The 25,902-nt window shown below is 71.3% G+C and carries 26 protein-coding genes; 11 read left to right on the forward strand and 15 right to left on the reverse strand.

Annotation, left to right across the window (positions count from 1 at the left end; genetic code table 11):
* Positions 1–43 precede the first annotated feature (43 nt).
* From MQP27_RS43705 to MQP27_RS43730, 6 genes are all read right to left on the reverse strand, one after another.
* Positions 44–853: a lysophospholipid acyltransferase family protein gene (locus tag MQP27_RS43705; protein WP_242776182.1), complete on the reverse strand. Its 810-nt coding sequence runs from the start codon at positions 851–853 to the stop codon at positions 44–46.
* Entirely contained in the window at positions 853–1,626 is a 774-nt protein-coding gene (locus MQP27_RS43710) for a GNAT family N-acetyltransferase (RefSeq protein WP_242776185.1), read from the reverse strand. Before MQP27_RS43710 ends, MQP27_RS43705 begins: the two co-directional genes overlap by 1 nt.
* Before the next feature lie 137 nt (positions 1,627–1,763).
* Entirely contained in the window at positions 1,764–2,180 is a 417-nt protein-coding gene (locus tag MQP27_RS43715; protein ID WP_242776188.1) for a protease complex subunit PrcB family protein, read from the reverse strand.
* Between the two features lie 15 nt (positions 2,181–2,195).
* Complete coding sequence (locus tag MQP27_RS43720) at positions 2,196–2,945, reverse strand: succinate dehydrogenase/fumarate reductase iron-sulfur subunit (protein ID WP_242776191.1); 750 nt, start codon at positions 2,943–2,945, stop codon at positions 2,196–2,198.
* The gene (locus MQP27_RS43725; RefSeq protein ID WP_242776194.1) at positions 2,942–4,891 is read right to left on the reverse strand and encodes a fumarate reductase/succinate dehydrogenase flavoprotein subunit; all 1,950 of its coding nucleotides are present in this window, start codon (positions 4,889–4,891) and stop codon (positions 2,942–2,944) included. The genes MQP27_RS43720 and MQP27_RS43725 overlap by 4 nt, the downstream gene beginning before the upstream one ends.
* A 2-nt stretch (positions 4,892–4,893) precedes the next feature.
* Positions 4,894–5,565: a succinate dehydrogenase gene (locus MQP27_RS43730; protein ID WP_242776491.1), complete on the reverse strand. Its 672-nt coding sequence runs from the start codon at positions 5,563–5,565 to the stop codon at positions 4,894–4,896.
* A gap of 120 nt (positions 5,566–5,685) precedes the next feature.
* Between MQP27_RS43730 and MQP27_RS43735 the strand changes: the two genes are divergently transcribed.
* A complete protein-coding gene (locus MQP27_RS43735) occupies positions 5,686–6,573 on the forward strand; it encodes a LysR family transcriptional regulator (RefSeq protein WP_242776197.1) in 888 nt (295 codons plus the stop codon).
* A gap of 4 nt (positions 6,574–6,577) precedes the next feature.
* Here MQP27_RS43735 and MQP27_RS43740 read toward each other — a convergent pair whose 3' ends face one another.
* From MQP27_RS43740 to MQP27_RS43755, 4 genes are all read right to left on the reverse strand, one after another.
* Entirely contained in the window at positions 6,578–7,357 is a 780-nt protein-coding gene (locus MQP27_RS43740; RefSeq protein WP_242776200.1) for an SDR family NAD(P)-dependent oxidoreductase, read from the reverse strand.
* Positions 7,358–7,402: 45 nt separating this feature from the next.
* Positions 7,403–9,538 carry a putative bifunctional diguanylate cyclase/phosphodiesterase gene (locus MQP27_RS43745; RefSeq protein ID WP_242776203.1) on the reverse strand — a complete coding sequence of 712 codons (2,136 nt, stop codon included), beginning with the start codon at positions 9,536–9,538 and terminating at the stop codon, positions 7,403–7,405.
* On the reverse strand, positions 9,535–10,347 hold the full coding sequence (locus tag MQP27_RS43750) for an SAM-dependent methyltransferase (RefSeq protein ID WP_242776206.1): 813 nt from the start codon (positions 10,345–10,347) through the stop codon (positions 9,535–9,537). The genes MQP27_RS43745 and MQP27_RS43750 overlap by 4 nt, the downstream gene beginning before the upstream one ends.
* Positions 10,348–10,598: 251 nt before the next feature.
* Complete coding sequence (locus tag MQP27_RS43755; protein ID WP_242776209.1) at positions 10,599–11,555, reverse strand: SCO0930 family lipoprotein; 957 nt, start codon at positions 11,553–11,555, stop codon at positions 10,599–10,601.
* Positions 11,556–11,871: 316 nt separating this feature from the next.
* Between MQP27_RS43755 and MQP27_RS43760 the strand changes: the two genes are divergently transcribed.
* The 3 genes from MQP27_RS43760 to MQP27_RS43770 all read left to right on the forward strand — a co-directional run bounded on the left by MQP27_RS43760 (position 11,872) and on the right by MQP27_RS43770 (position 13,932).
* Positions 11,872–12,420, forward strand: coding sequence for a hypothetical protein (locus MQP27_RS43760; RefSeq protein ID WP_242776493.1), 549 nt, complete (start codon positions 11,872–11,874; stop codon positions 12,418–12,420).
* A gap of 17 nt (positions 12,421–12,437) precedes the next feature.
* Positions 12,438–13,202 (forward strand): bestrophin-like domain, encoded by a 765-nt coding sequence (locus MQP27_RS43765; protein WP_242776212.1) that lies wholly within the window; start codon positions 12,438–12,440, stop codon positions 13,200–13,202.
* A 199-nt stretch (positions 13,203–13,401) separates the two neighbouring features.
* Positions 13,402–13,932 (forward strand): hypothetical protein, encoded by a 531-nt coding sequence (locus MQP27_RS43770; protein WP_242776215.1) that lies wholly within the window; start codon positions 13,402–13,404, stop codon positions 13,930–13,932.
* A 102-nt stretch (positions 13,933–14,034) separates the two neighbouring features.
* Here the strand turns inward: MQP27_RS43770 and MQP27_RS43775 are convergent, their stop codons facing one another.
* Positions 14,035–14,523 carry a hypothetical protein gene (locus MQP27_RS43775; RefSeq protein WP_242776218.1) on the reverse strand — a complete coding sequence of 163 codons (489 nt, stop codon included), beginning with the start codon at positions 14,521–14,523 and terminating at the stop codon, positions 14,035–14,037.
* 331 nt (positions 14,524–14,854) lie between these two features.
* Between MQP27_RS43775 and MQP27_RS43780 the strand changes: the two genes are divergently transcribed.
* A complete protein-coding gene (locus tag MQP27_RS43780; RefSeq protein WP_242776220.1) occupies positions 14,855–15,514 on the forward strand; it encodes a class F sortase in 660 nt (219 codons plus the stop codon).
* Positions 15,515–15,543: 29 nt separating this feature from the next.
* Here MQP27_RS43780 and MQP27_RS43785 read toward each other — a convergent pair whose 3' ends face one another.
* Positions 15,544–16,383: a polysaccharide deacetylase family protein gene (locus tag MQP27_RS43785; protein ID WP_242776223.1), complete on the reverse strand. Its 840-nt coding sequence runs from the start codon at positions 16,381–16,383 to the stop codon at positions 15,544–15,546.
* Positions 16,384–16,521: 138 nt separating this feature from the next.
* On the opposite strand from MQP27_RS43785, the gene MQP27_RS43790 reads away from it, so the two are divergent.
* Positions 16,522–17,358 carry a hypothetical protein gene (locus MQP27_RS43790; protein ID WP_242776226.1) on the forward strand — a complete coding sequence of 279 codons (837 nt, stop codon included), beginning with the start codon at positions 16,522–16,524 and terminating at the stop codon, positions 17,356–17,358.
* Here the strand turns inward: MQP27_RS43790 and lysX are convergent.
* The gene (gene lysX / locus MQP27_RS43795) at positions 17,303–20,581 is read right to left on the reverse strand and encodes a bifunctional lysylphosphatidylglycerol synthetase/lysine--tRNA ligase LysX (protein ID WP_242776229.1); all 3,279 of its coding nucleotides are present in this window, start codon (positions 20,579–20,581) and stop codon (positions 17,303–17,305) included. The genes MQP27_RS43790 and lysX overlap by 56 nt on opposite strands.
* Positions 20,582–20,670: 89 nt before the next feature.
* Here lysX and MQP27_RS43800 point away from each other — a divergent pair, with 89 nt between their 5' ends.
* The gene (locus tag MQP27_RS43800) at positions 20,671–21,132 is read left to right on the forward strand and encodes a universal stress protein (RefSeq protein WP_242776231.1); all 462 of its coding nucleotides are present in this window, start codon (positions 20,671–20,673) and stop codon (positions 21,130–21,132) included.
* Here MQP27_RS43800 and MQP27_RS43805 read toward each other — a convergent pair.
* Positions 21,116–21,955, reverse strand: a complete 840-nt coding sequence (locus tag MQP27_RS43805; RefSeq protein WP_242776233.1) for an alpha/beta fold hydrolase — start codon at positions 21,953–21,955, stop codon at positions 21,116–21,118. The two genes, MQP27_RS43800 and MQP27_RS43805, sit on opposite strands and share 17 nt — an antisense overlap.
* 72 nt (positions 21,956–22,027) lie before the next feature.
* Between MQP27_RS43805 and MQP27_RS43810 the strand changes: the two genes are divergently transcribed.
* The gene (locus MQP27_RS43810) at positions 22,028–22,498 is read left to right on the forward strand and encodes a MarR family winged helix-turn-helix transcriptional regulator (protein ID WP_242776234.1); all 471 of its coding nucleotides are present in this window, start codon (positions 22,028–22,030) and stop codon (positions 22,496–22,498) included.
* A gap of 3 nt (positions 22,499–22,501) precedes the next feature.
* On the opposite strand, the gene MQP27_RS43815 is transcribed toward MQP27_RS43810, so the two are convergent.
* Positions 22,502–23,647 (reverse strand): CapA family protein, encoded by a 1,146-nt coding sequence (locus tag MQP27_RS43815; protein WP_242776236.1) that lies wholly within the window; start codon positions 23,645–23,647, stop codon positions 22,502–22,504.
* Between the two features lie 190 nt (positions 23,648–23,837).
* On the opposite strand from MQP27_RS43815, the gene MQP27_RS43820 reads away from it, so the two are divergent.
* The 3 genes from MQP27_RS43820 to MQP27_RS43830 all read left to right on the forward strand — a co-directional run bounded on the left by MQP27_RS43820 (position 23,838) and on the right by MQP27_RS43830 (position 25,865).
* Positions 23,838–24,383, forward strand: a complete 546-nt coding sequence (locus MQP27_RS43820; protein ID WP_242776238.1) for a sigma-70 family RNA polymerase sigma factor — start codon at positions 23,838–23,840, stop codon at positions 24,381–24,383.
* A gap of 158 nt (positions 24,384–24,541) precedes the next feature.
* Positions 24,542–25,057, forward strand: a complete 516-nt coding sequence (locus MQP27_RS43825) for a hypothetical protein (protein ID WP_242776240.1) — start codon at positions 24,542–24,544, stop codon at positions 25,055–25,057.
* A 151-nt stretch (positions 25,058–25,208) separates the two neighbouring features.
* Positions 25,209–25,865: a zf-HC2 domain-containing protein gene (locus MQP27_RS43830; protein WP_242776242.1), complete on the forward strand. Its 657-nt coding sequence runs from the start codon at positions 25,209–25,211 to the stop codon at positions 25,863–25,865.
* Positions 25,866–25,902: the final 37 nt, after the last annotated feature.

Below are 25,902 nucleotides of genomic sequence, written 5' to 3' on the forward strand. Positions count from 1 at the left end.
AGTCATAGGGCGGATCTTGCGCGGGCTTCACCTGACACGGGCTTCAGGCCACCAACGCGGCGTGCGTCCAGTCGGGTTGGGGCGTGGCTCCGGGCTGGGCGGCGCGGGCGAGGGAACGGCGGTCGGGGTGGGTGCCGGCCGGGATGACCGGCCGTACGTCCACCTCGGCGACGAGCCCGCGCACCGACACCACGCGCCACACCGAGGCGAGCAGCGAGTCGTCGCCGATGAAGGCGGGCGCCGTGCTGGCGGCGCCGCCGGCGAGGCGGTAGCGCAGGCGTACGGGCTGGACGGGGACGTCGGCGTCGAGGGCGGCCTGGAAGACGGCCCGCCGGAAGTTGCCCTGGGCGCGGCCGCACCAGGTGCTGCCCTCGGGGAAGACGCCGACGGCCTGTCCGGCGCGCAGGGCCTCGGCGATGCAGGCGACCGTGCCGGGCAGCGCCCGCAGCCGGTTGCGGTCGATGAACAGGACACCGCCGCGGGCGGCCACCGGCCCGGCGACCGGCCAGTCCCGGATGTCCGACTTGGCGAGCATCCGGGCCGGGCGGACGGCCCCCAGCAGCGGGATGTCCAGCCAGGAGATGTGGTTGGCGACCAGCAGCAGACCGCCGGTGGGCGCGGTGGCGCCGGTGATACGGACCCGCACCCCCGCGGCCCGTACGATCCACCGGCACCAGCGCTTCACCAGCTCGGCGGGGATCCTCCCGCCGAGCGGTGCCAGGGCGATCCCGACGAGCATCAGGACCGCGACAGCCGTGATCCGCAGTACGGCCAGGGGTACGGCCGTGACGGATCCCGTCGCCTCTATGCACGCCCGGGGGGTGCAGGGCGCGCTGGGCTGCCAGACGCTCATCAGGCCGGGACGAGCGAGAGGAAGTGCCGCAGATAGCGCGGGTTGACCCGGCGCATCGACAGCAGCACGTACAGGTCGGCGACCCCGAAGTCCGGGTCGTGGGCGGGCTCGGCGCACACCCAGGCGCCGAGGCGGAGGTAGCCGCGCAGGAGGGCGGGGAGTTCGGCCCTGGCCGCGGGGGCGGCGGCCGCGGCGGGGATCCACGGCAGCAGCGGACGTACCCGGTACTCCTCCGGGGCAAGGTACTTGGCCCGCACCCGGTCCCAGGTCGCGGAGGCGAGCGCGCCGCCGTCGGCCAGCGGGATGGAGCAGCAGCCGGCCAGCCACTCGTGCCCGCCCGCCACCATGTAGCGGGCGATACCGGCCCAGATCAGGCCGATGACGGCGCCGTCGCGGTGGTCGGGGTGCACGCAGGAGCGGCCGACCTCGACCAGGCCGGGGCGGATCGGGGCGAGCGCGGAGAGGTCGAACTCGCCCTCGGAGTACAGCCGTCCGGCGACCGCGGCCCGCTCCGGGGGCAGCAGCCGGTAGGTGCCGACGACCTGGCCGGTCACCTCCTCGCGCACCAGCAGGTGGTCGCAGTACGCGTCGAAGGCGTCGATGTCGTGGCCGGGCTGGGGAGTGGCCAGCAGGGCGCCCATCTCACCGGCGAACACGTCGTGCCGCAGCCGCTGGGCGGCGCGCACGTCCGCCTCGTCGCGGGCGAGGGAGACGGTGTAGCGGGTGGGGGCGGCGGGCTGCGGGGGACGGTCGAGCGTGGTTACGCCGGTCATGGCTCTCTCCTGGTCACCGGGGTCGGCGGTACTGCGAGCGGGGCCGGTGTCCGTGTGTCCGGCCGCAACAGTTCTTCCGATGCCGGTTGGCGAGCGCGTGACCTGTGCCAGGAGAGCGGATGTGCGGATGTTGAACGTCACACTCGCGGGCGGTGCACGACGACGTCGAGGCGGAGATCGAAGCGTACGCCGTCCGGCTGCCGGGGCAGGGTGACGGCGTGGAAAGGCTCGGTAATGGCGCACGTGACGACGTCCCGCGGGCCTGGTCGGGTCTCCCGCGCCTCGACCCGCACGACGTCGTCCTCACGGATCAGCCGGGTGATCTCCACCGTGTAGCCGCCGGAGTTGCGGGTGCCGATGGCCACGAACAGCACCATGGAGGAGGCCCAGTCCACAGCCGGTGGCTCCGGCGGCGGGATGTGGTTGCCCGAGACGTTCCGCCACAGCACGGCCCAGCTCTCCGGATCCTTCACGGCCTCGGCGAACGGTGTCCGCGCGGTCGACCAGTGTGTCCGCACCAGTTCGTGGAACGGAATCTCGACGGGACGTCCCATGGCTCCCTCCCTGGTCTACCGCTTCGCCGCCTTCCGAGTAGCCCGCAGCCACTCCTTGTTCATGCTCGTGATGGACACCAGCGGGATGCCCTTCGGGCAGGCCGTCGCGCACTCCCCGGTGAGGGTGCAGCCTCCGAACCCTTCCTCGTCCATCTGCGCCACCATGTCAAGCACCCGCGTCTCCCGCTCGGGCGCCCCCTGCGGCAGCACGTTCAGATGGTTGACCTTGGCCGAAGTGAACAGCATCGCCGCCCCGTTGGGGCACGCGGCCACGCACGCCCCGCAGCCGATGCACTCGGCGTGCTCGAAGGCGAAGTCGGCGTCCGGCTTGGGTACGGGCGTGGCGTGGGCCTCCGGCGCGGAGCCGGTCGGCGCGGTGATGTAGCCGCCGGCCTGGATGATCCGGTCGAACGCGGACCGGTCCACGACCAGGTCCTTGATCACCGGGAACGCGGACGCCCGCCACGGCTCGATGTCGATCGTGTCGCCGTCCTCGAAGGACCGCATGTGCAGCTGGCAGGTGGTCGTGCGCTCCGGCCCGTGCGCGTCGCCGTTGATGACGAGCGAACACGCGCCGCAGATGCCCTCGCGGCAGTCGTGGTCGAAGGCGACCGGGTCCTCGCCCTTGAGGATGAGTTCCTCGTTGAGGGTGTCGAGCATCTCCAGGAAGGACATGTCGGAGGAGATGCCGTCCACCTCGTACGTGGACATGGCGCCGTCGGCGTCGGCGTTCCGCTGCCGCCAGACGCGCAGGGTGAGCTTCATGCGTAGCTCCGCTGGGTGGGGTGGACGTACTCGAAGACCAGGTCTTCCTTGTGCAGGGTCGGAGCCTCGCCGGTGCCGGTGAACTCCCAGGCCGCCACGTAGCCGAACTCCTCGTCCCGGCGGGCCGCTTCGCCGTCCGGAGTCTGGGACTCCTCGCGGAAGTGGCCGCCGCAGGACTCGGCTCGATGCAGCGCGTCGAGGCACATCAGCTCGGCGAGTTCGAGGTAGTCGACGATCCGGTTGGCCTTCTCCAGCGACTGGTTGAACTCCTCGCCGGTGCCGGGCACCTTGATGCGCCGCCAGAACTCCTCGCGGATCTGCGGGATGCGCTCCAGCGCCTTGCGCAGACCGGCGTCGGTGCGGGCCATCCCGCAGAACTCCCACATGAGTTCGCCGAGTTCACGGTGGAAGGAGTCGGGCGTACGGTCGCCGTCGACGGCCAGGAGCAGGTTGATGCGGTCCTCGGTCTCCGCCAACACGTCCTGGACCACGGGGTGTTCGTCGGTCACCGGGTCCTGGTGCGGGTGGCGGGCGAGGTAGTCGTTGATGGTCGCCGGGAGGACGAAGTAGCCGTCGGCCAGGCCCTGCATCAGGGCACTCGCACCCAGCCGGTTCGCCCCGTGGTCCGAGAAGTTGGCCTCCCCGATCGCGAACAGGCCCGGGATCGTGGTCTGCAGGTCGTAGTCGACCCACAGTCCGCCCATCGTGTAGTGCACGGCGGGGTAGATCCGCATCGGCACCTCGTACGGATCCTCGTCGGTGATCCGCTGGTACATGTCGAAGAGGTTGCCGTACTTGGCCTCGACGGCCTTGCGGCCCATCCGCTTGATCGCGTCGGCGAAGTCCAGGTAGACGCCCTGCCCGCCGGGCCCGACGCCCCTGCCCTCGTCGCAGACGTTCTTCGCGGCGCGGGAGGCGATGTCACGCGGGACCAGGTTGCCGAAGGACGGGTAGATGCGCTCCAGGTAGTAGTCGCGCTCGTCCTCGGGGATCCGGTTCGGCGGGCGGTCGTCGCCCTTGGCCTTCGGCACCCAGATCCGGCCGTCGTTGCGCAGCGACTCGCTCATCAGGGTGAGTTTCGACTGGTGGTCGCCGGTGCGCGGGATACAGGTCGGATGGATCTGGGTGAAGCAGGGGTTGGCGAAGTACGCCCCGCGCCGGTGGGCCCGCCAGATGGCGGTGGCGTTGGAGTTCATGGCGTTCGTCGACAGGTAGAAGACGTTGCCGTAGCCGCCGCTGGCGAGTACGACGGCGTCCGCGAAGTACGTGTCGATCCTGCCCGTGATCAGGTCCCGGGCCACGATCCCGCGCGCCCGCCCGTCGACGACGATCAGGTCCAGCATCTCGGTGCGCGGGTGCATCTCGACGTTGCCCGCGGCGATCTGCCGGCTCAGGGCCTGGTAGGCGCCCAGCAGCAGCTGCTGGCCCGTCTGGCCGCGGGCGTAGAAGGTCCGCGAGACCTGGACGCCGCCGAAGGAGCGGGTGTCGAGGAGACCGCCGTACTCCCGGGCGAACGGGACGCCCTGCGCGACGCACTGGTCGATGATCTCGACGGAGATCTGCGCGAGGCGGTGGACGTTGGACTCCCGCGCCCTGAAGTCGCCGCCCTTGACGGTGTCGTAGAAGAGCCGGTGGATGGAGTCGCCGTCGTTGCGGTAGTTCTTGGCCGCGTTGATGCCGCCCTGGGCGGCGATGGAGTGGGCGCGGCGCGGCGAGTCCTGGTAGCAGAACTGGACGACGTGGTAGCCCTGTTCGGCGAGGGTGGCGCCCGCGGAGCCGCCCGCGAGGCCGGTGCCGACGACGATGACGGTGTGCTTGCGCCGGTTGGCGGGGTTGACGAGCTTGGCCTCGAAGCGGCGCTTGTCCCAGCGCTCGTTGATGGGGCCGGAGGGGGCTTTGCCGTCGGTGAGCGGCTCGCCCGTCCCGTAGTCCACGAAGGTAGTCATGTTCAGCTCACCACTCCGGTCATGACGCCCACGGGTACGGCGATGAAGCCGGCCGTGAGCAGCAGCGCGAGGACGTTGGCCGTGGCCTTGAGGGCGCGGTCGCGGGTGCGGCTGCCGGCGCCGAGGGTCTGGGCGGCGCTCCAGAAGCCGTGCCGGACGTGCAGGCCGAGCGCGAGCATCGCGACGATGTAGATGACGTTGCCGTACCAGGTGGAGAAGGTGTCCACGACGTTCTGGTAGGGGTGCCCCTCCTGGAAGCCGCCGGAGTGCACGGTGCCGGTGGTCAGGTCGAGGATGTGCCACACGATGAACAGGCCGAGGATGATCCCGCCCCAGCGCATGGTGCGCGTGGCGTAACTGGCCCGGGGCCTGCTGTGCACGTACTTGGTGGGCCGCGCCCTGATGTCACGGCGGCTGAGCTGGTACGCGGAGGTGGCGTGCGCGACCACGGCGACGACCAGCACCACACGGATGAGCCACAGCGTCCACTCGTAGTGCATGAACGGTTCGCCGATGGTGCGCAGCCAGTGCGCGTAGTGGTTGAACTCGCCAGGCCCGAAGTAGATCTTCAGGTTGCCGATCATGTGGACGACCAGGTACAGCAGCATGATCAGTCCGCTGACCGCCATCACGGTCTTCTTGCCGACGGAGCTGTCCCACACGGTGCGTGCCATGGACGGCCGTCGGTCCGTCCGCGTTGCCAGAGCCATGGGTCAAGACGCTAGGGCCGAACGGCCCCATCGGTCCAAGACATGGTCCGGCTGGATTCAATAGGCGGAAGCTATCGTGACACCATGCAGTTCCAGCAGCTTCAGTATTTCGTCGCCGTCGCCGAGACCCGGCACTTCACCCGGGCCGCCGATCTGGTGCACGTGGCCCAGCCCTCCCTGTCTCAGCAGATCAAGGCGCTGGAGCGGGAGCTGGGGGCCGATCTGTTCCTGCGGGCGCGCGGGAACATCACCCTCACCGACGCGGGCGAGGCGCTGTTGCCGCTGGCCCGGCGGATCCTGGCCGACGCGGACACGGCCCGGCACGAGGTGCAGGAGCTGGTGCAGCTGCGCAGCGGGCGGGTGCGGCTGGGCGCGACGCCGAGTCTGTGCACGGGTCTGCTGCCGGACGTGCTGCGCGCCTTCCACGACCGCTATCCCGGCATCCGGCTGCTGATCGAGGAGGGCGGCTCGCACGACCTGGTCCGGGAGCTCGCGCGCGGAGCGCTGGACCTCGCGCTGGTCGTACTGCCCCTTCCGACGCCGTCGCCCGCGCTGACCACGGTGGAGCTGCTGCGCGAGGACCTGGTGGTGGTGTCCTCGCCGGAGGCACCGGCGCCGGGCGGCCCCGGCCGGCGGACCGTGCGCATCGCCGACCTGGAGGGCGAACGGCTCGTGATGTTCCGGCACGGCTACGACCTGCGCGAGCTGACCGTGGCGGCCTGCCGCGCGGAGGGGTTCGAGCCGGCGTTCGCGGTGGAGGGCGGCGAGATGGACGCGGTGCTGGGCTTCGTGCGGGCGGGGCTCGGCGTGGCCGTCGTACCGCGCATGGTCGCGACCCGGACCGGGCGCGGGCTACGGGTCACCCCGCTCGCCCGCCCCGGCCTGCACCGCACGATCGCCCTGGCCCACCGCAGCGACGTGGCTCCACCGCGGGCGGCACGGGAGTTGCAGCGGATGCTGCTGGAGCGCTGAGGGCTCACCAGGTCGGGATGAAGCCCCCGTCGACCACCACATCGCTGCCGGTGATGTTGGCGGCCCGGTCGCCGGCCAGGAACAGGACCGCCTCGGCGATCTCCGCGGGCGTCGAGAACCGGCCGGTGACCATGGCGCCGCGGGCTTGGGCCACCACCTCGTCCGGGGTGATCCCGGCCGCGGCCGACACGGTCTGCGCCACTCCCCCGCCGCCGAGCCACAGCTCCGTCTCGACCGGACCGGGACTGACGGTGTTGACGCGGATGCCCCGCGGGCCGACCTCCTTGGACAGCGCCTTGGAGAAGGCGACGAGGGCGGCCTTGCCCGCGCTGTAGTCGATGACCAGCGGGTCGGGAAGCGTGGCGTTCACGGAGGCGACGGTGATCACCGAGCCCCGGCCGGCCGCCAGCATCGTGGGCAGCGCGGCACGCGTGACGCGCACGGCGGCGAGCAGGTTCAGGTCGACGGTACGGCGCCACTCCTCGTCGGTGACCGAGAGGAAGCCGCCGGTGCGGGCGGGGGCGGTGCCGACGTTGTTGACCAGCACGTCCACACGGCCGTCGGCCGCCGCGACCAGTTCCCCGGCCGCCTCCGGCCGCGCGAGGTCGACCGGCACCCAGGTCGCCGCCCCTTCCTTCACCAGCGTGTCGAGGCGTTCGGAGGTGCCGCGCGACCCCGCCACGACATGGGCGCCGGCCCGGGCGAGGGCCTCCACGACCGCGAGGCCGATGCCCTTGCTGGCGCCCGTCACCACGGCGGTCCTGCCCCGAAGTTCGCTGCTCATCGAGTCCAACTCCCTTGGTCCGCGGGGGTCGGCCCCGGCCGCCGCTCAGCCCGTCGCGTCCACCAGGGCCAGTTCGTGCAGTCGCTCCGGTGGGCCCGGGCGGGCGTAGTACCAGCCCTGGGCCGTGTCGCAGCCCAGTATGCGCAGCTGCTCGGCCTGGGCGCCCGTCTCCACGCCCTCCACCGTGACCGCGAGGTCCAGGCTGTGGGCGAGGGAGACGATCCCCTCGACGATCTTGAGGTCGACGGGGTCGGCGGGGAACTGCTGCATGCTCTGAGTGAAGGAGCGGTCCAGCTTGAGAATGCTGACCGGGAGCCGGCGCAGGTTCGCGAGGTTCGAGTAGCCGGTGCCGAAGTCGTCGAGGGCGATGTCGACGCCCATCTCCGCGAGGCGGCGCAGCGGCTTGAGGAGGTCGTCGTCGGCGCCGATGAGGGCCGACTCGGTGACCTCCAGGCACAGCGCGTCCGGCTCGACGCCGGCGCGCTCCAGGATGTCGACCGTGTCCTGGACCAGCCCGGGGTGCGTGAGCTGGCAGGGCGAGAGGTTGACGTTGATGCGCAGCGGGCCCGCGTCGTCGTACCGCTCTCGCCACTCGCGCGCCTGGCGCACGGACTGTTCGAGCACCCAGCGGCCCAACGGGACGATCAGGCCGGTGTGTTCGGCGAGCGGGATGAAGCGGTCGGGGCCGAGGACGCCGTGCTGCGGATGGAGCCAGCGGACCAGTGCCTCGGCGCCGCGGACGCTGCCGTCGCCGAGGTGGACCAGCGGCTGGTACTCGATGAAGAACTCGCCCCGGTCCAGGGCCGCCGGCAGCGCCGTGGTCAGCCCGTGCCGGGTGATGGCGCGGGCGTCGGCCTCCTCGTCGGCCAGCTCGAAGCGGTTGCCGCCCGCCGACTTGGCCCGGTACATGGTGATGTCGGCGCTGCGCAGCACCTCCGCCGGGCCGCGCTCCCCCGCCGGGCCCTCGACGATGCCGATGGAGCCGCGCACGGTGAGCTCGCGGCCGTCGATGCTGATCGGGGCGACCAGGGCGTTCATGATGCGAGCGGCGAGCTCGTCGACCTCGCGCTCGGTGTCGGGGCCGGTGGTCAGCGCCACGAACTCGTCGCCGCCGAGCCGGGCGACCATCTCGCCGGGCGCGGTCGTGCACGCCTGCAGCCGGTCGGCGACCTCGACGAGCAGCCGGTCACCGGCCGAGTGGCCGAGGCTGTCGTTGACGGTCTTGAACCCGTCTAGGTCGAGGTAGCACAGGCCGAAGCGCTGGCCCTTGCCCGCGCCCAGTGCCTTCTCCAGGCGCTCGAAGAAGAAGGTGCGGTTGGGCAGGCCGGTGAGCGCGTCGTGGGTGGCCTCGTAGCGCAGCCGGAGGTTGAGCAGCCGCCGCTCGGTGGTGTCCTCCATGAGGGCGAGCTGGTACTGCGGTTCGCCGTCGGCGTCGCGCAGCAGGGAGACCGTCAGATTGGTCCACAGGACCGTTCCGTCGGGCCGGTAGAAAGCTTTCTCGAGGTGGTAGTGCTCGCGCTCGCCGCGGACGAGTTCCTCGTAGAGCGTCCAGGTCTGCGGGGCGTCCTCGGGGTGGGTCCACTCCTTGACGTTGCGGGAGCGCAGGTTCTGCTCGGAGAGCCCGAACATGCGCAGCAGCGCGCCGTTCACCTGGAGGATGTTGCCGTCCAGGTCGGCCATGCCGATCCCTATGGCCGCGCCCTCGAACACCGCGCGGAAGCGGGCCTCGCTCGCGTGCAGCGCCTGCGCGACCACGCCCTGCGCCTGCAGGGCGGCGGCGGAGATGGCCTCCTGCTCGGCCAGCGTCCGCTCGCGCAGCGCCTGCGCGAACCCGGCCGCCATGGCGTGCTGGAGCCGCGCGGCGCGCACCCGCAGCTCCTCCTGGTCGCCGTCCTCGCCGCAGTAGAGCACCAGATAGGCGTCGACGCAGTCCAGGGTGCGGCTGAGCGCCTCCGGGTCGGTGCAGTGCGCGGCGACCAGCGCGGCGCCCACCGCCCTGCCCTCGTCCGCGTCGAGCGTCCGGGTGTGCAGGGCCTCGCTCAACCGCCGGGCCAGCGGCAGGAGTTGCTCCTCCAGCTCGGGGCGGGTCAGGGACGTCGAGGTCACCGGGAACACCGCCCGGCTCCAGATCGTCGCGAACCGGCGCAGTCTGTCCTCCGGCCCGTCCGGCTCGGCGCTCACGCGGTACGCCCCACGCCGGCGAACCCGGAGAAGGCATAAGGATCCTCGTCCTCCGGTGCCGTTTCCGGCCGCCAGTGCGGCATCGGCACCAGTCCCGGTTCCACCATGTCGTACCCCTCGAAGAACCGCGCGATCTCCTCGCGCGAACGCATGATCAGCGGGTTGCGGATGTCCTTGTACACGTCGACCGTGCCCGCGGCCCGCTGTGACGGCAGCGGGATTCCCTCGTACGAGGCATGCGTGAGGACGAGCAGGCTGCCGGGCGCGAGCGCGTCGCGCAGCTCGGCCACCGCCTCGTACGGGTCGTCCGCGTCTTCCACGAAGTGCAGTATGGCAACGAGAAGCAGCGCCACCGGCCGGTTCAGGTCGATCAGCCGCTCCACTGCGTCGCCGCCGAGGATCTCCTGGGGCTTGCGGAGGTCTGCTGCGACAACTCCCGCCCGCTCGTTGCCGGTCAGGACCGCCTCGCTGTGCGCGACGGCGACCGGGTCGTGGTCGACGTACACCACCCGCGCCTCGGGGTCCGCGGCCTGGGCCACCTCGTGGACGTTGCCGAAGGTCGGGATGCCGGAACCGACGTCCAGGAACTGGGTGATGCCCTCCCCCACGGCGAAGCGCACCGCGCGGCGCATGAACGCCCGGTTCGCCTGCATGATCTTGGGGAGCCCCGGCATGAACTCCATGGCCTTGCGGGCCGCCTCCCGGTCGACCTCGAAGTTGTGCGAACCGCCCAGGTAGTAGTCGTACATCCGCGAGACGCTGGGCACCGAGATGTCGATGCCCCGGGGGGCCCAGGCGGGACGCTCCATCTATCTCTCCAAGGCGTAGGCGATCCGGTGTTCGAGCTGAGGCTACTGATCGCCTGCCAACGGGGCGAGCCGAAACGGAAATTGACCGTCCGTTCCCGGTCACTGCCTGCGGCACGTGCCGTTCCGCACCTGCTGAAAAACGACAAAAACGGCGCCACGCCGAAAGCGGTCCGCCCCCTCCGTGCGGTGCGGAGGGGGCGGACCTGCGATCGTGCGCGCGTCCGGTGCGATCAACCCTGGGGAGGTGATGCCTACTTCTTCGGCGCGCCGATCGGCTTTCCGTCGGGCGACATGACGTACCAGGTGCCGCCGACGCCCTGGCCGTTGGTGTCGCCCGGCTTGGTGTCACCGGAGAAGGTGTACGCCGGCCAGCAGTCGACGGTCATCTGCTTGACGCCGTCGGGCCGGGTGAAGCCCATCAGGCCCTTCTTCTCGATGCCCTCGGTGTCGTTCGCCGCGACCGGCGCGACGGCCGGCCACTTCTCCAGGCAGGAGCCGGTGCAGTTCGAGATCGGGTCGGGCCAGGCGACGTCCTTGATGAAGCGGTAGACCGTCATGCCGTTCTTGTCGACGACGATCTTGCCCAGCTTGGGGTCGTTCTTGACCGACAGGCCCGGCAGGCTCGCGAGGGTCGCCTTCTTGCCGGTGGGGGCCAGCGCGAACCACTTGCCGCCCACGCCCTGACCGGCGACGTCGCCGGCCTTGGTGTCCTTGGCGTAGCGGTACGCGGGCCAGCCGGCGATGGTCAGCTGCTTGGTGCCGTCGGCCCGGGTGACCTCGCCGAGCAGTGCCTTGTCGATGCCGGCGCCCGCCGTGGCGTCGTCCGCGGGGACGGGCGGCCAGGTCTTGGCGCAGTCGCCGTCACAGTTCGACTTCGGCGGCTCGGCGGTGTCCGCGTCGAAGCGGTAGAGGGTGAGCCCGGCACCGTCGGTCAGCACCTTGCCGAGCTCGGCGTTGTCGGTGACGGCGAGCTTGCCCGCGGGGGTGGTCTGGGTGGCGGCGCCCTGCTGGCCGTCGGCGCCGTAGCCGTTGCTCGGGCTGGCGCTCGCACCGGCACCGACGCTGCCGTAGTCACCGGCCGCGGCCGTGGCGCCCACGTTCTGGCTGCCCACCCCCGAACTGGTGCTTTCCTGGCCGCACGCCGTAGTAAGGGCCAGCACGGCCGCGGCGCCCACCACGAACGAGGCGCTCCGCCAGGAGGTCTTCATCGTCAACAACTCCCCATAATCGCAAGGGTGTTGCAGCGCCCTGCTGCGCCGCCGCACGAGCATGGGTACGCATGGGAGCTGCGGTTGTGTTCAACCGCCCCACAAATTTCTTTCCAGAACCTGTGACACCGACGCTCCGACTCGCACACCCGTGCGCCGTTACGCGCCCACGGGCGCACGCCGGTCAAACCTCCGCACACCCCCAATCCCCCGTTCGGATCAATCCCGGCGCGCTCGGGCGTGCCCGGGCGCGCGAGGGCTCATGATCTCCGTCGTGCATGGACCCGAACCGACCCAAACCACCCGCGTGGCAAGGGTGTTGGCGTTGACGACGCTCACCTGGCTGCTCGTCGGCGCACCGGCCGGCGCGGCCAGGGCCGACGCCTGCGCGTACGCCTCGACCGGCCCGGACGGCACCCGGGCGGTGGCGGTCGCCGGAACCCTCTCCTGGCCGACGCCGCCGGCCTGCCCGAAGCCCACGCCGACGCCCACGCCCGAGCCACCGTGCCCGAGCCCTACGCCGACGCCCACGCCGACTCCGACGCCCAAGCCGCCCCCCAAACCGAAGCCGACTCCCAAGCCCACGCCGAAGCCGGTGCCGCCGCCTCCGCCGCGGCCCGCGCCACCGAAACCGACCCCCACTCCCCCGCCCGCGGCGGCGCCGGCCCCCACCCCGCCACCGCCCCCCACGCCGAAGCCATCGGCCAAGCCCACCCCGCACCCCTCCGCGACGCCGGTCGCCTACCCGCGCTACCGCTCGCCCGCACCCGACAGACCCACCCACGACGCCACGTCGCCGCTCACCTTCGTCCTGCTCATCACCGCGCCCGCCGCGATCGCCGTCGCCGCACTGCGCCCCCGCTGACCCTCAGGAGGCACCTCTTGCCGGAATGGCTTGTTCTCATCCTCGCGATGCTGGCCGCCTGCGCGGTGGTGGTCGTCATCACCCTCGTACGGCACCGCGCCGCCCCCGACGACGAGGACACCACCGAGACGCCCGACGTCATCGAGTACATGACGATGTGGATCGGGGTCGTCTACGCCATCGTCCTCGGCCTGGCCATCGCGGGGGTGTGGGAGGGGCGCAGCGCCGCCCAGGACCACGTCCAGGCGGAGGCGGCCGCGCTGCACGAGATCTCCGAGCGGGTACGGGTCTATCCGCCCGACACCCGTGAACGCATTCGGGACGATGTCAACGCCTATGTCGGACAAGTCGTCAACACGGAGTGGAAGGTGATGGCCGACCACGGGAAGATCACCGTGCGCGGCGACGAGCTCTTCGAGCGCATCCGGCGGGACGTCACCGACTACCAGCCCGGGAACGACTTCGAGGCGCAGGCCTATCAGCCGCTGCTGGACCAGGTGACCGCGGCCAACCAGGCCCGCGCTGCCCGGGCCGACTCCCTGGGGGCGACCATGCCGGGCGTGGTGTGGTTCGGGCTGCTGGGCGGGGCCGTGATCACCATCGGCATGATCTTCGCGCTGCAGATCCGGCGCACGATGCGCGAACTGGCGCTCGCCGGGCTGTTCTCCGCGCTGATCGCCTTCCTGCTCTTCCTCATCTGGGACTTCGACGCCCCCTACTCCCGCGGCATCACGGCCTCTGCGGAGCCCTTCCTGAACCTGTTCCCGCACATCGGGGCCTGACTCGCCCTCACCTGACGGGCCGCCGGGAGACGGGTGCCACGCCGCCTCCGTCCCCTGGGTGGCCCACACTCTTGCCCCATTCGCCCGACTGCGATCGCGCAGACGCACACGTGTTCCTAGCGTTTCGGTCATCGAGGTGCATTTCAGGCGCATGCGGAAAAGGTCCGCAGCTGCTCCTCGGGGACCCGGAGGATTCACCATGCGCGCGATACGCGTCGCTTCGGCCGCACTGTTGGGCGCCTGTGCCCTCGCCGTTTCCGCGCCGGCCGCCGTGGCCGGCAACATCACGCCGTTCGGCTTCAGCGTCCTGCCCTCGACCATCGCGGCGGGCGGCCAGGTCACGCTGCAGCTCAACCGGGACGGCGGCTGCAAGGGGCCGGCGACGGTCACCTCGGCGGTGTTCGACACGGTCACCATTCCCACGGGACAGTCGTCGAGGACGGCGATGGTCGACTGGGACGCCAAGCCGGGCGCGGTGTACCAGGTGACGTTCACCTGTGACGGGGTGAGCGGATCCACGGATCTGACCATCGCCGGCGGCCGCCCGGTGGGCCCCACGCCGGTGCCGATCAATCCGGTCAGCCCCAACCGGGGTGTGCATGCCGGTGAGGGCGGCAGCATCGCCGGGTTCGACCTCCGGGAGATCGGGCTCGGGGCCGCGCTCATCGCGGGCTCGGTCGGGGCGGCGTACCACTTCTCGCGCCGCCGTACCGGCCAGGACGGCGCCTGACGGAGAGAGGGCCTCGGCCCCGGATTCCTGACGAGGAATCCGGGGCCGAGGCCTTTTGACGTGCGATCCGCTCTCCGAAGGGGTGAAGCCCGGATCAGTGGGTCAGATGCGCTTCTCCGACCGCCGGCGCATCCAGAACAGCCCACCGCCGACGACGGCCGCGGCCACGAGCCCGCCGCCGATCGCCATGTCGGTCGGCGTGGCCCCGCTGGAGCTGCTGCCGCCGAGACCGCCGCGGACGCCGCCGATGACGGTGAACGCGGTCGGGTTGGTCACCGAGCCGTTCTGGCACATGACCGTGATGCTGTGCGAGCCCTGGCGTGCGTTCCGGTGGACCGTCGCGGTGCCGGTCGCCAGGTTGTTGACCCCCGTGCTGAGCGTGGTCGTCGGGAACGCGTCCGAGCTCGCGGTGGCGGTGCCGGTGCAGTTGTTGACCGTGATGGTCAGCTGTCCGCCGCGGGCGATGACGCTGGGCAGGGCGACGACGTTGCTCGGGGTCAGGTTCATACCGTCCGCGACGGCCGCCGGGGCGGCGGCTGCGAGGACGGCGACCGCGGCGGCAGAGGCCGCCAGGGCACGAGTGGTACGCATGTGATCCTCCGCGGAAGACGCCCCGGGGCCCGTCCCCGGCATGTCGGCGAGAAAGCGCCTCCCAGAAAGACCCTCAGTTGCCGTGCACGTGCCCGCATTTCGGCGATGGTCCGTCCTGGTGAGAGGACACGCCGAGAGACAACCGCACAATCGGATATCACCGCAGGTCACGGACCGTCAGAAAATTCCTGTGCGCGGCAACTCGGATGGCGCACCAAGGGAGTCGGGGCCACCCGTTCGCGTCTGTCCCGTCGCCGGTTTTGCCCGCCGCATTTAGCGTTCACGTATGCGCGAATGACGTGGCGACGGCCACGTCGAGAGGGGAAAGCGAATGTCTGCGTTCGAGCTGGCCGAAGAGGAGGAGCCGCAGCCGAAGAAGCGTGCTCCTTGGGGCGTGATAGCGCTTGTTCTGCTGACCGGCCTCGCGCTCATTCGGAATGGTTCGGGGGAATTCGACGTGGGTCCGCCGCAGCCCGCCTCGGCGGCCGCGGCGGACAGCCGCGTCCCCAGCACCTTCGCGAAGGCCCAGCCGCTGCCGTTCTCTCAGCCGGACCGGGTGCGGATCCCGGCGATCCGGGTGGACGCGCCGGTCATGCCGGTCGGTCTGGACACGGACGGCTGGGTCGGGGCACCGCCGCCGGACGACCCGAACCTGGCAGGCTGGTTCACCGGCGCGGTCTCACCCGGCGAGAAGGGCACGGCGGTGGTGGTCGGCCACGTGGACAACATGAGGGGCCCCGCCGTGTTCTACGGACTCGGGGCCCTCAAGAAGGGAAACCGCGTCGACATCGCCCGCAAGGACGGAAAGACGGCCGTGTTCGAGATCTACGGAATCGAGGTCTTCTCGAAGAGCGACTTCCCCGGCGACCGCGTCTACGGTTCGAAGGGCACCCCGGAATTGCGGGTCATCACCTGCGGGGGCGGTTTCTCCAAGCAGCATGGTTACGACGGGAATGTCGTCGTCTTCGCCCGCCTGGTCGAGGTCCGCTGAGCGTTCCCCGACCGGGCGGGCGGAATCGGTTACGCGTAACGCCGTGTCGGCACGGTCATGTGATAGCCGGAGTCCAGCAGCTGCGGCAGATAGTCCTTCAGCGCCCGGACACTCTGGGAGCGGTCGCCCCCGGCGTCGTGCGAGAGCACCACGACGCCGGGGGCGGCGCCTTCCTCGACCCGGTGGACGATGGTGCGGGTGCCGGGGGTGGTCCAGTCGAGGGTGTCGACGGTCCAGGCGAGCGGTTCCATGCCGAGTTCGGCGCCGAGTTGGAAGGCGGCGCGGTTCCAGGCGCCATAGGGCGCGCGGAACCACTGCGGCCGCTCGCCGTACGCCTCCTCGATGACGTCGCTCGTGCGCTCCATCTCCGAGCGGATCCGGGACCGGGTCAGGCGGGTCAGCAGCGGATGGGACCAGGTGTGGTTGCCGACGACGTGCCCCTCGTCGGCCATCCGGCCCAGCAGGTCCCGGTTCCAGTCGGCCTGCTCCCCGCACACGAAGAACGTGGCGCGCACGTCGTACTCGGCGAGGGTGTCCAGGATGTGCGGGGTGTAGCGGGGATCGGGGCCGTCGTCGAAGGTCAGCACCATGGTGCGACCACGGCCGGACATCCGCAGGAACGGCTCGTGCCGGACGACGGTGCGGCCGGGCGTGGAGCGGGGCGGGCCGTATCCGGTCAGGGGCTGGAGCCGGTACGCGGAGGGCTTGAGCGCGGGACGCGCCTGGGGTCCGGCGGCGGGCAGGGTATGAGGCGCGGCGGCCTCGTCGCCCCCACCGAGCCCGAGCGCCGCGGCGGTACCGGCCGCTCCCACAGCACCGGCTCCGGCGATCAACACCCGGCGCCGCGTGAACAACTGATCCTTCTTCATGACTCATCAGTCGCCCGAGGAGAGCCCGACGCACCCCAGCAACACCGGGGCGGCGGCAGGAAAACACCCACACGGCCCAAGCGAGCGGGGATTATTCGCTTTCGGCGGGCGGGCGTTCGGACGTAGCGTCGTCGTCTCATGTCCACGCCACCGCCGCTCCTCGGCGCCACCCCCGACGAGACCCTGGCCGCCTTCGTCACCCGTGCGCGGGCCGATCCCGGCGTCGTCGGGCTGGTCCTCAGCGGTTCACAGGTGCACGACGGGATGGTGACCGCCCTGTCCGATCACGATCTGCATGTCGTGCTGCGTGATCGCGACGCCTCGCCGCTCAGCGGGCTGGACTGGTTCCGGTCCGGGCACCTGGACCTGGTGGTGCTCACCCTCGACGAGTTCCGCCGGCGCGGGCTGCCCGGCGATGCGGCGGCGTTCAGCCGGTACTCGTACGTGCACGCCAAGGTGCTGCTCGACCGGCTGGACGGGGAGATCGGCGCCGTCCTCGACCGCAAGCGGGTGCTGGAGCCCGACGAGGCCCGGGCCGCCGCGGCCGGACATCTCGACGCCTATGTGAACCAGACCTATCGCTCGCTGAAGAGTTTCCGGGACGGGCGGGACGCGCTCGGGCATCTCGACGCCGCCGAGAGCGTGCCGTACGCGCTGGAGGTCGTGTTCGCGCTGCACCGGCGGGTGCGGCCGTACAACAAGTACCTCCGGTGGGAGTTGGAGCGGCAGCCCCTCGGGGACCGTCGCGAGTGGAGTGCCGAGCGGCTGCTTGACGTGCTGCGCCGGATCCTCGCGGACGGGGACCCTGCCGCCCAGCGCGCGCTGTTCCAGGACATCGAGCGGGCCGCCCGGGGCGCCGGGCACGGCGATGTGCTCGACGCCTGGGGAGACGATCTGCGACTGCTGCGGCCCCCGTCCCTCAGTGGCGGCGGACCAGCGGGAAGGGAAGGGTCTCGCGGATCGTCCGGCCCGTGAGGAACATGACGAGCCGGTCCACGCCGATGCCCAGGCCGCCGGTGGGCGGCATCGCGTATTCGAGGGCGTCCAGGAAGTCCTCGTCCAGTTCCATCGCCTCCGGGTCGCCGCCGGCGGCGAGGAGGGACTGGGCGGTGAGGCGGCGGCGCTGTTCGACCGGGTCGGTCAACTCCGAGTACGCGGTGCCCAGTTCGGTGCCGAAGGCGACCAGGTCCCAGCGTTCGGCGAGGCGCGGGTCCGTGCGGTGCTGACGGGTGAGCGGCGAGACGTCCGTGGGGAAGTCCTTGTAGAAGGTGGGGAGTTGGGTCCTCTCCTCGACCAGGCGCTCGTACATCTCGAGGACCACGTCGCCCCTGCCGTCGTCCGCCGTGTAGGGGACGCCCGCGCGGTCGCAGAGGGAGTGGAGGGCATCCAGCGGTGTGTCCGCGTCGACCTGCTCCCCCAGTGCCTCCGAGATCGCGCCGTACACCGTCTTCACCGGCCACGCGCCCGAGATGTCGTACTCCTTGCCGTCCTTGTGCGCGACGGGCGTGCCGAAGGCCGCTGCGGCCGCGCCCTGGATCAGTTCGCGGGTGAGGTCGAGCATGACGTCGTAGTCGGCGAAGGCCTGGTACGCCTCCAGCATCGTGAACTCGGGGTTGTGCTTGTAGGAGACGCCCTCGTTGCGGAAGGTGCGGCCCATCTCGAAGACCTTCTCCAGGCCGCCGACGCACAGCCGCTTGAGGTACAGCTCGGGGGCGATGCGCAGATAGAGGTCGAGGTCGTAGGCGTTGATGTGGGTGGTGAAGGGGCGGGCGTTGGCGCCGCCGTGGATCTGCTGGAGCATCGGCGTCTCGACCTCCAGGTAGCCGCGCTCCAGGAGGCCCTGGCGCAGGGCCTGTACGGCGGTGGAGCGGGCGCGGACGACGTCGCGGGCGACGGGGCTGGACATCAGGTCGACGTAACGCATGCGGACCTTGGCCTCCGGGTCGGCCAGGCCCCGGCGTTTGTCGGGCAGCGGGCGCAGGCACTTGCCGGTCAGCTGCCAGGAAGTGACGAAGACGGTCGGTTCGCCCTTGTCGCTGAGGCCCGCGCGGCCTGTCGCGGTGATGTGGTCGCCGATGTCGATGTCCGACGTGAAGCGGTCGAGGGCGGGGCCGGAGTCCGCGCGGGTGAGGGCGAGTTGGCGGTCGCCGGACCAGTCGCGCAGGACCGCGAAGACGATGCCTCCGAAGTCGCGGACGAGCATCACCCGGCCCGCGACGGTGACTTCGCCGCTCTCCGGGATCTCGGCGAGGACGTGGGTGCGGGCGGGGACGCCGACCGGGTAGGGGTCGGTGCCGTGGGCGCGCAGCCGGTCCAGCTTGTGGTGCCGGACGCGGACCTGTTCGGGCAGGCCGGAGAGGGGATCGCCGGGCCCGGCCTCGTCCCCTCCCTCGAGGCCGAGCGCCGACAGCGACGGCAGGCCCTCGGTGGTCGCGGGCCTGGACGCGCCCTTCGGGTGCCCCTTTCCCCAGAGTTTGCGCAACGACGGTACGGAGACGAAGCCTTCGGCGATCGCGGAGGCCAGGCCGATCCGGGCGAGGGCGCCGGTGTCGCCGTAGCAGATGAAGCGCGGGTACCACTCGGGCTGGTACTTGGCGTTGGAGCGGTACAGGGCCTCCAGTTGCCACCAGCGGGAGAAGAACAGGAGCAGGCGGCGCCACAGGCGCAGGACCGGGCCCGCGCCGATGCGGGCGCCCTCCTCGAAGGCCGAGCGGAAGACCGCGAAGTTGAGCGAGATCCTGCGCACTCCCAGCTTGGGGGCGGCGGCGCAGAGTTCGGCGACCATGAACTCCATGACGCCGTTGGGGGCGCTGCGGTCACGGCGCATCAGGTCGAGGGAGACGCCGTCGCGGCCCCAAGGGACGAAGGAGAGCAGGGCGAGGAGGCGGCCGTCCGCGCCGATCGCCTCCACCAGGAGGCAGTCGCCGTCGGCCGGGTCGCCGAGGCGGTCCAGGGCCATGGAGAAGCCGCGTTCGGTCTCGGTGTCGCGCCAGGCGTCGGCCTTGTCGATGATCCCCTCCATTTCCTGGTCGGTGAGGGAGGCGTGGCGGCGGATGCGGGTGGTGGCGCCGGTGCGGCGGACCCGGTGCACGGCCTGCCGGGTGACGCGCATGTCGCGGCCGTCGAGGTCGAAGTCGGCGGCGTTCAGGATCGCCTCGTCGCCGAGCTGGAGGGCGCCGAGGCCCGCGCGGGCGAAGGCCTTGGCGCCGTCCTCGGAGGCGCCCATCGCGGCCGGTGCCCAGGCGTGCCGGCGGGCCACGTCCAGCCAGGCGGCGATGGCGTGCGGCCAGGCCTCCCGGTCGCCGACGGGGTCGCCGCTGGCGAGGCAGACGCCGGCCTCGACGCGGTAGGTGACGGCGGCCTTGCCGCTGGGTGAGAAGACGACGGCCTTGTCGCGGCGGGTGGCGAAGTAGCCGAGGGAGTCCTGGTCGCCGTACGCCTTGAGGAGGGCGCGGATGCGGGACTCCTCGTCGCCGTGCAGGGCGGCCTCCATGCGCTGCGAACGGAACATCGTGGCGGCCGCGTTGAGCAGGGCGAGCGCGCCGAACAGGCCGAGCAGGAAGAACAGGGCGCGGGGTGGGCGACCGTCGAAGGACCGGTTCGAGACCAGGCCGCCGAGGACGCGGTTGGCGGCCCAGCCGAGGCGCTGGCCGTGCGGCAGGGTGCCGGGGAACAGCTCGACCAGGCCCCAGCCGAGCAGGATGCCGAGGGCCAGGCCGACGAACAGGACGAGGAGGGCGCGGCGGACGGCGCCGCGGCGGGAGGCGGCGTAGAACTCCCCGCGGGCGACGATCAGCACGACGAGCGCGAGGGTGCAGACGACGAGGGAGGGGATCGAGTCGGCGTACAGGCCGAGGGCGACGCCCAGGGCGTCGGTGAGGACGAGCAGGCCGAGGTAGACGACCACCAGCCACCAGGCGATCTTCTTGCGGGCGGCGGTGGCGGCGGCCAGCAGGAAGAGGAAGACGGCGTAGGCGAGGTTGGCGCTGACCGGGACGATGAGCAGGTCCAGGAAGCGGACGACCGGGCGGAGCAGTGCGCGCAGCGGTGGGACGAGGGCCAGCAGGACGCACAGAAGGCCGAGGGCGCCGAAGAAGGTGGCGAACACCTCCGGCACCCTGCTCAGCCGGCCGCTGCCGGGCGGCCGTATCGGACCCGCCGTGTCCCTGGGCGGGGAGGCGGCCGCGGTGGCACTCATGTTCCGACTGTAGGAAGGCCCCGGCCGCGGCGCCCGTCGAGCGGCCCCGCCCGGCGTCGGGACCTGCGGTTTCCGATAGCCTCACAGCCGTGACGGAACAGCACTCGCACCAGTTCGAGCGGGGTACGGACGGGCCCAAGGTCATCGTGGTCGGAGTGGACGGCTCCGACTCCTCGCTGCGCGCGGCGGCATATGCCGGTGGCCTGGCCCGGCGCCAGCACGCGCTGCTCGCCGTGGTCTACGTCCAGCCGGTGATGGCGGCGGGCGCGGCCATGGGGGCGCCGGTGGCGGAGACCACGGACGAGATCGCCGAGGACCTCAAGGCGTACATCCTGGACGCGACCGAGCGCCTGAAGGGGATATTCGACGTGCGCTGGGAGTTCCACACCTTCCGCGGCGACCCCTACAGCGGCCTGGTGAAGGCGGCGGACGAACTCAAGGCGGACGCGGTGGTGGTGGGCGCGTCGGAGCAGGCGGGCCACCGGATCGTGGGCTCGGTGGCGGTACGCCTGGTGAAGGCGGGGCGCTGGCCGGTCACGGTCGTGCCGTAGACGCGCCACCGGTGCGGAGGAAGTCCAGCAGGAGCGCGTTGAACTCCTCGGGCTTCTCCAGGTTCGGGTAGTGCGAGGTGCCCTCCACCCGTACGGCCCGTCCGTCGCGGACGGTACGGGCGAGCCGTTCCGCGTCCTCGATCAGGTCCGGTGAGTCGAGCGCGCCGTTGACGACGAGGACCGGGACCTCGACCTCGGGGACGCGCGGCCAGGTGTCGGTCATGGGCACGTGCCAGTCGCGCTCTCCCGGCGTGTGCTTGGAGATGGTGTGCAGCGCCATCTCGCGGAGCCGGTCGAGGATGGCGGGGTCGATGTCGTCGGCGGTGCGGAACGGCCCGGCGACGCCCCGCAGGAACACGTCGAGCCAGCCGTCGATGTCGCCCGAGTGCAGGGTACGGAGGGAGTCCGCCAGGACCTGCTGGGTCGCCTCGTACGTGTACTTGAAGTCGCTGACCGAGGCGCCGCTGAGGACGATCCCCCGGACCAGTTCGGGATACTCGATCGCGGTGTCGCCGGCGATGGCCCCGCCCATCGAGACGCCGACCAGGACCGCGGGGCCCGCGTCGAGGTGCTGGAGCAGGCCCGCGAGGTCGTCGGCCCAGCGGAAGGGCTCGCTCGCGTTGGCGGACCAGCCGTGGCCCCGGACGTCCGCCGCGATCACGCGGTATCCGGCCTCGACGAGCGCTGGCGTCTGCCCCTCGAAGAGGCGGTGGTCGACGTAGCCGGAGTGCAGGAGGACGACCAGGTCGCCCGTGCCGCTGTCGCGGTAGGCGAGGTCGCCGTCGGTGGACGCGTAGTGGCTCAGTTCGGAAGTGACCGTCATGACAACCAAGGTGTCATCTTCACGCGACTTTGACAACCCGGTTGTCATGATGATCCGGTGCATGATGTCCGGGTGAACGACGACGCCCCCCTCTCCCCCGACGAACTCGGCCACCGCGTCTCCGAGGTGTTCGATCTGATCGGCGCGCTCTACCGGCGCGGCCTGCGCAAGGTCGAGCAGGGCGAACAGGTCGAGGGCGTCTCCGTCGGCGTGCGCTCCGTGCTCGTCCTGCTGCGCCGGTACGGGTCCATGACGGTGCCCCAGATGGGCCGGATCATGGCGCTCACCCGGCAGTTCGTGCAGCGCATGGTCAACGACGCGGTGGCCGAGGGCTGGGTCGAGGTCACGCCCAATCCCGCGCACCAGCGGTCCTCGCTGATCCGGATCACGAGGGCGGGCGAGGCGATGATCGACACGATCCTGGAGCGCGAGCACGCCCTGAACCGGCAGGTCGGCGGTGATCTCACCGACGCCGAACTGCGGGCGTGCGTGCGGGTGCTGAAGGAGATGCTGCGAACCTTCGACCACGAGGAGACCGACTGAGGTCTACTCCCCCATCACCAGCCCGTCCTTCGCCGCGCCGCGGCTGAGCACGACGTCCCGGATGCGGTCGCGGACGCCCTGCACGTCGGCGCCCTGCTTCAGCGCCTGGTTGAGGTTGACGACCCGGCCGGCGTCGATGTCGAAGAGCTGCGGGATGAACTCGGCCTTGGTGACCTCCCAGCGTCCGCCCGGCCGGGCCGGCGGGGCGAAGATGAAGCGGCCGATGGTGGACTGGTTGCCGCGCGGGTCCTGGACGCCCTCGTGGTTGTACATCTCGCCGGCGATCTGGTCACCCATGCCGTAGACGACCCAGGTGCCGTTGACCTTCTCGTACGCCTGCGGGATGTGGGCGTGGGTGCCGAGGACGAGGTCGATGTCGGGGCGGCCGTTCGTGCGGGAGGCGGTGAGCGCGCGGGCGAGGGTGAGCTGCATCTCGTCGGGCGCGTCCTGCCACTCGGTGCCCCAGTGCAGGGAGACCACGACCACGTCGGCGCCCGCCTGCCGGGCGGCCCGGGCGTCCGCGACGACCCGGTTCTGGTCGATGAGGTTGACGGCCCAGGGCTCGCCCTGCGGGAGCGGGAAGCCGTTGGTGTCGTAGGTGTACGCGAGGTGCGCCACCTTGGCCGCGCCCGCCCGCAGGATCGTCACGGTGCGCGCCTCGGCCTCGGTGCGGGCGGATCCGGCGTGCCGTACGCCCGCGCGGTCGAGGGCGTCGAGGGTGCGGCGGATGCCTTCGGGGCCGTCGTCGAGGGTGTGGTTGGAGGCGGTGGAGCAGCCGTCGTAGCCGGTGGCCGCGAGACCCTGGGCCACCTCGGGCGGGGACTTGAAGGTGGGGTAGCCGGTGTAGGCGCCGTCCGCCCCGTAGACGGTCTCCATGTGACACAGCGCCAGATCGGCGCGGGAGACGACGGGTTTGACGCCGGCGAGCATCGGGCGGAAGTCGTAGCCCGTCCCGCCCGCGTCGAACTGCGCGCGGTCGATGATCGAGCTGTGCGGGAGGACGTCACCGGAGGCGACGAGCGTGAACCCGCGGGCGGGGGCCGGGGCCGGGGCGCCGGCCGCCCTGTCGTGGTGCTGTGCCTGGCAGGCGGCGCCCCCGGCGAGGACGGCCGTCAGAGCCAGGGCGACCTGCTGTCTGCGTGCAATCATCAGCTCACCCCACTGTTGTCATATTTACTGACAAACCGTACGAAGCGGGATGGCCTCCCACGTGACTCCGGCACGCCGATTAGCCCGTCCGGGACCGTTCGTCGAACCGTTCGTCGACGCGATCGACCGTCCGCCGCAGATCCCCGTACGGGCCCTGTCCCGAAACGGCCCCCTGCGATGCCATACGCGCATGACGGCCGGAACCACCCTCACGAACGGGACGACCGCCGAGCACGAGCTCGCCGCACTGCAGCGGGAGCACGGCCGGCCCCTCTTCGCGCTTCTCCTCCGGCTCTGTGACGGCGACCGGCAACGCGCCGAGGACCTCGTGCAGGAGACCCTCGTCCGCGCCTGGCAGCACCCCGAGGCGCTGCGCGCCGACGACTTCGAGTCCGTACGGCCGTGGCTCATGACCGTGGGCCGGCGACTCGCCATCGACGCCCGGCGGGCCCGGCAGGCGCGGCCGGCCGAGGTCGGGGACGCGATCCTGGAGAACGCGCGGGTGATCGCCGACCATGCCGAGCGGGCCGCCGCCGCCCTCGACGTGCGCGAGGCTGTGAAGACACTCACTCCGGAACACCGTGAAGTCCTGGTGCTCGTGTACTTCCAGGGTGCGAGTGTTGCGGAAGCCGCGGAAGCCCTCGGCATCCCTCCCGGTACCGTGAAGTCCCGCGCGTTCTACGCGCTGCGCGCCCTGCGCCGGGTGCTTCCCGGATATGCGGCCGACCTGCGGTGAAACCAACGGATCAGTCAAACCTCCGTAAAGCGCCTTGCTGAGGACCCCGGTTGAGTAATCGGCTGTCCTCATCCGTGTTCCGGACTGGGGGCTCGGGGCTCCGAGAACGGGGCCCGGAGTCGGGCGACGCGCACGCACCGGAGGAAGGGCAGGAAGGGATGCTGCACAGAGGTCAAGAGAGCACGGACGGCACCGGCGGCGGTGAACTGGTCGTCCCGATGGCCTGGTTGTACGCCGAGTACATCGCCGACGAGCTGCTGCGGACCGGCGATCTCATGCCGCCGACGTCCATGGAGTTCCGCGCCGGGCGCGACGCCCTCGCGCTGACCGTCTTCCTCTCGGACACGGACGGCGAACTCTCGGGCATCCGGGTGGTCTCCCAGCTGGAGACCTGGCTGTCGCTCACCGCGTACGACCAGCCGTGGCAGGACTGGGTGCGCGAGCGGATGGCGGACCTCGCGGCCCGGGCGGTCGAATCCGGCGCCCCCGCACCCGACCTGGATCTGGCCGCGGCGGCCTGGCGCTGGCTGGAGGAGACCGAGTTGCTCGCGCCGGATCTGAACGCGGTGCCGGGCGGCGGTGCCGGGATCGGTGAGGACGAGGGTCCAAAGGTGTGGACGAAGGCCTGGCAGCTCGGGCTGCCCCTCGGCCATCTCGCCATCCACCTTTTTTAGATTCGTTTCGATCCGCACCAATCCTCGGGCCGGGCCGCTACGAATCCCTTGGTTGCGATTCTGTGTGTGCCTTGAGTGATTCGGCGGTCTGGTGCGTACCGGTGGGAGCAAGGAGTAACCCAACCCGCACCCAACGGCACGAGGATTCGGCATGAGGTCCCAGGAGAGGCATCGCGACGTCGCCGCGTACGCGCTCGGCGTGCTGGACGAGGCGGACGCCTTCCGCTTCGAGGACCATCTGATGGAGTGCGCGCGCTGCGCGGCGCACGTGACCGAGTTCGGTCCCGTCACCCGGCAGCTGATGCTGTATCACCGGGCGACACCGCGGTTCGTGCATCCCATGACGAAGCCCGGGCCGCAGCTGCTGGAGCGGCTGATGGCCGCGGTGGCGACGCGGCATCGGGCCGGCCGGCGCAAGGTGCTGTTCGCACTCGCCGCGTCGGTGGCGGTCGCCGTGGCCGGGCCCGGGATCGCGATGATGGCGGGCGGCGGTGACGGCGGGAACGCCGTGCGGCTCACCGCGACCGACGCGACCTCCGGGGTGTGGGCCCGCGTGACGACCCAGGACGCGGACTCCGGCAGCCAGGTGGAGCTGGAGGTCAAGGACGGCGCGGGCCCGCGCTCCTGTCGTCTCGTCGCCGTGGGCCGTGACGGCTCCGAGCAGATCCTGACCAGCTGGACCGTGCCGAGCCACGACGCGCATGCGATCACCATGCAGGGCAGCTCGGCGATGCACGTGAGCGAGATCGCCCGGTACGAGGTGCGCACGGCCGACGGCGAGCACCTGGTGACGCTGCGGGCCCACTAGCCCGCTGTGACGTTGTGAACGACCGCTGCGCTGTACC

The sequence above is a fragment of the Streptomyces cylindrosporus genome, from assembly GCF_022698165.1.
Lineage (GTDB): Bacteria > Actinomycetota > Actinomycetes > Streptomycetales > Streptomycetaceae > Streptomyces > Streptomyces cylindrosporus.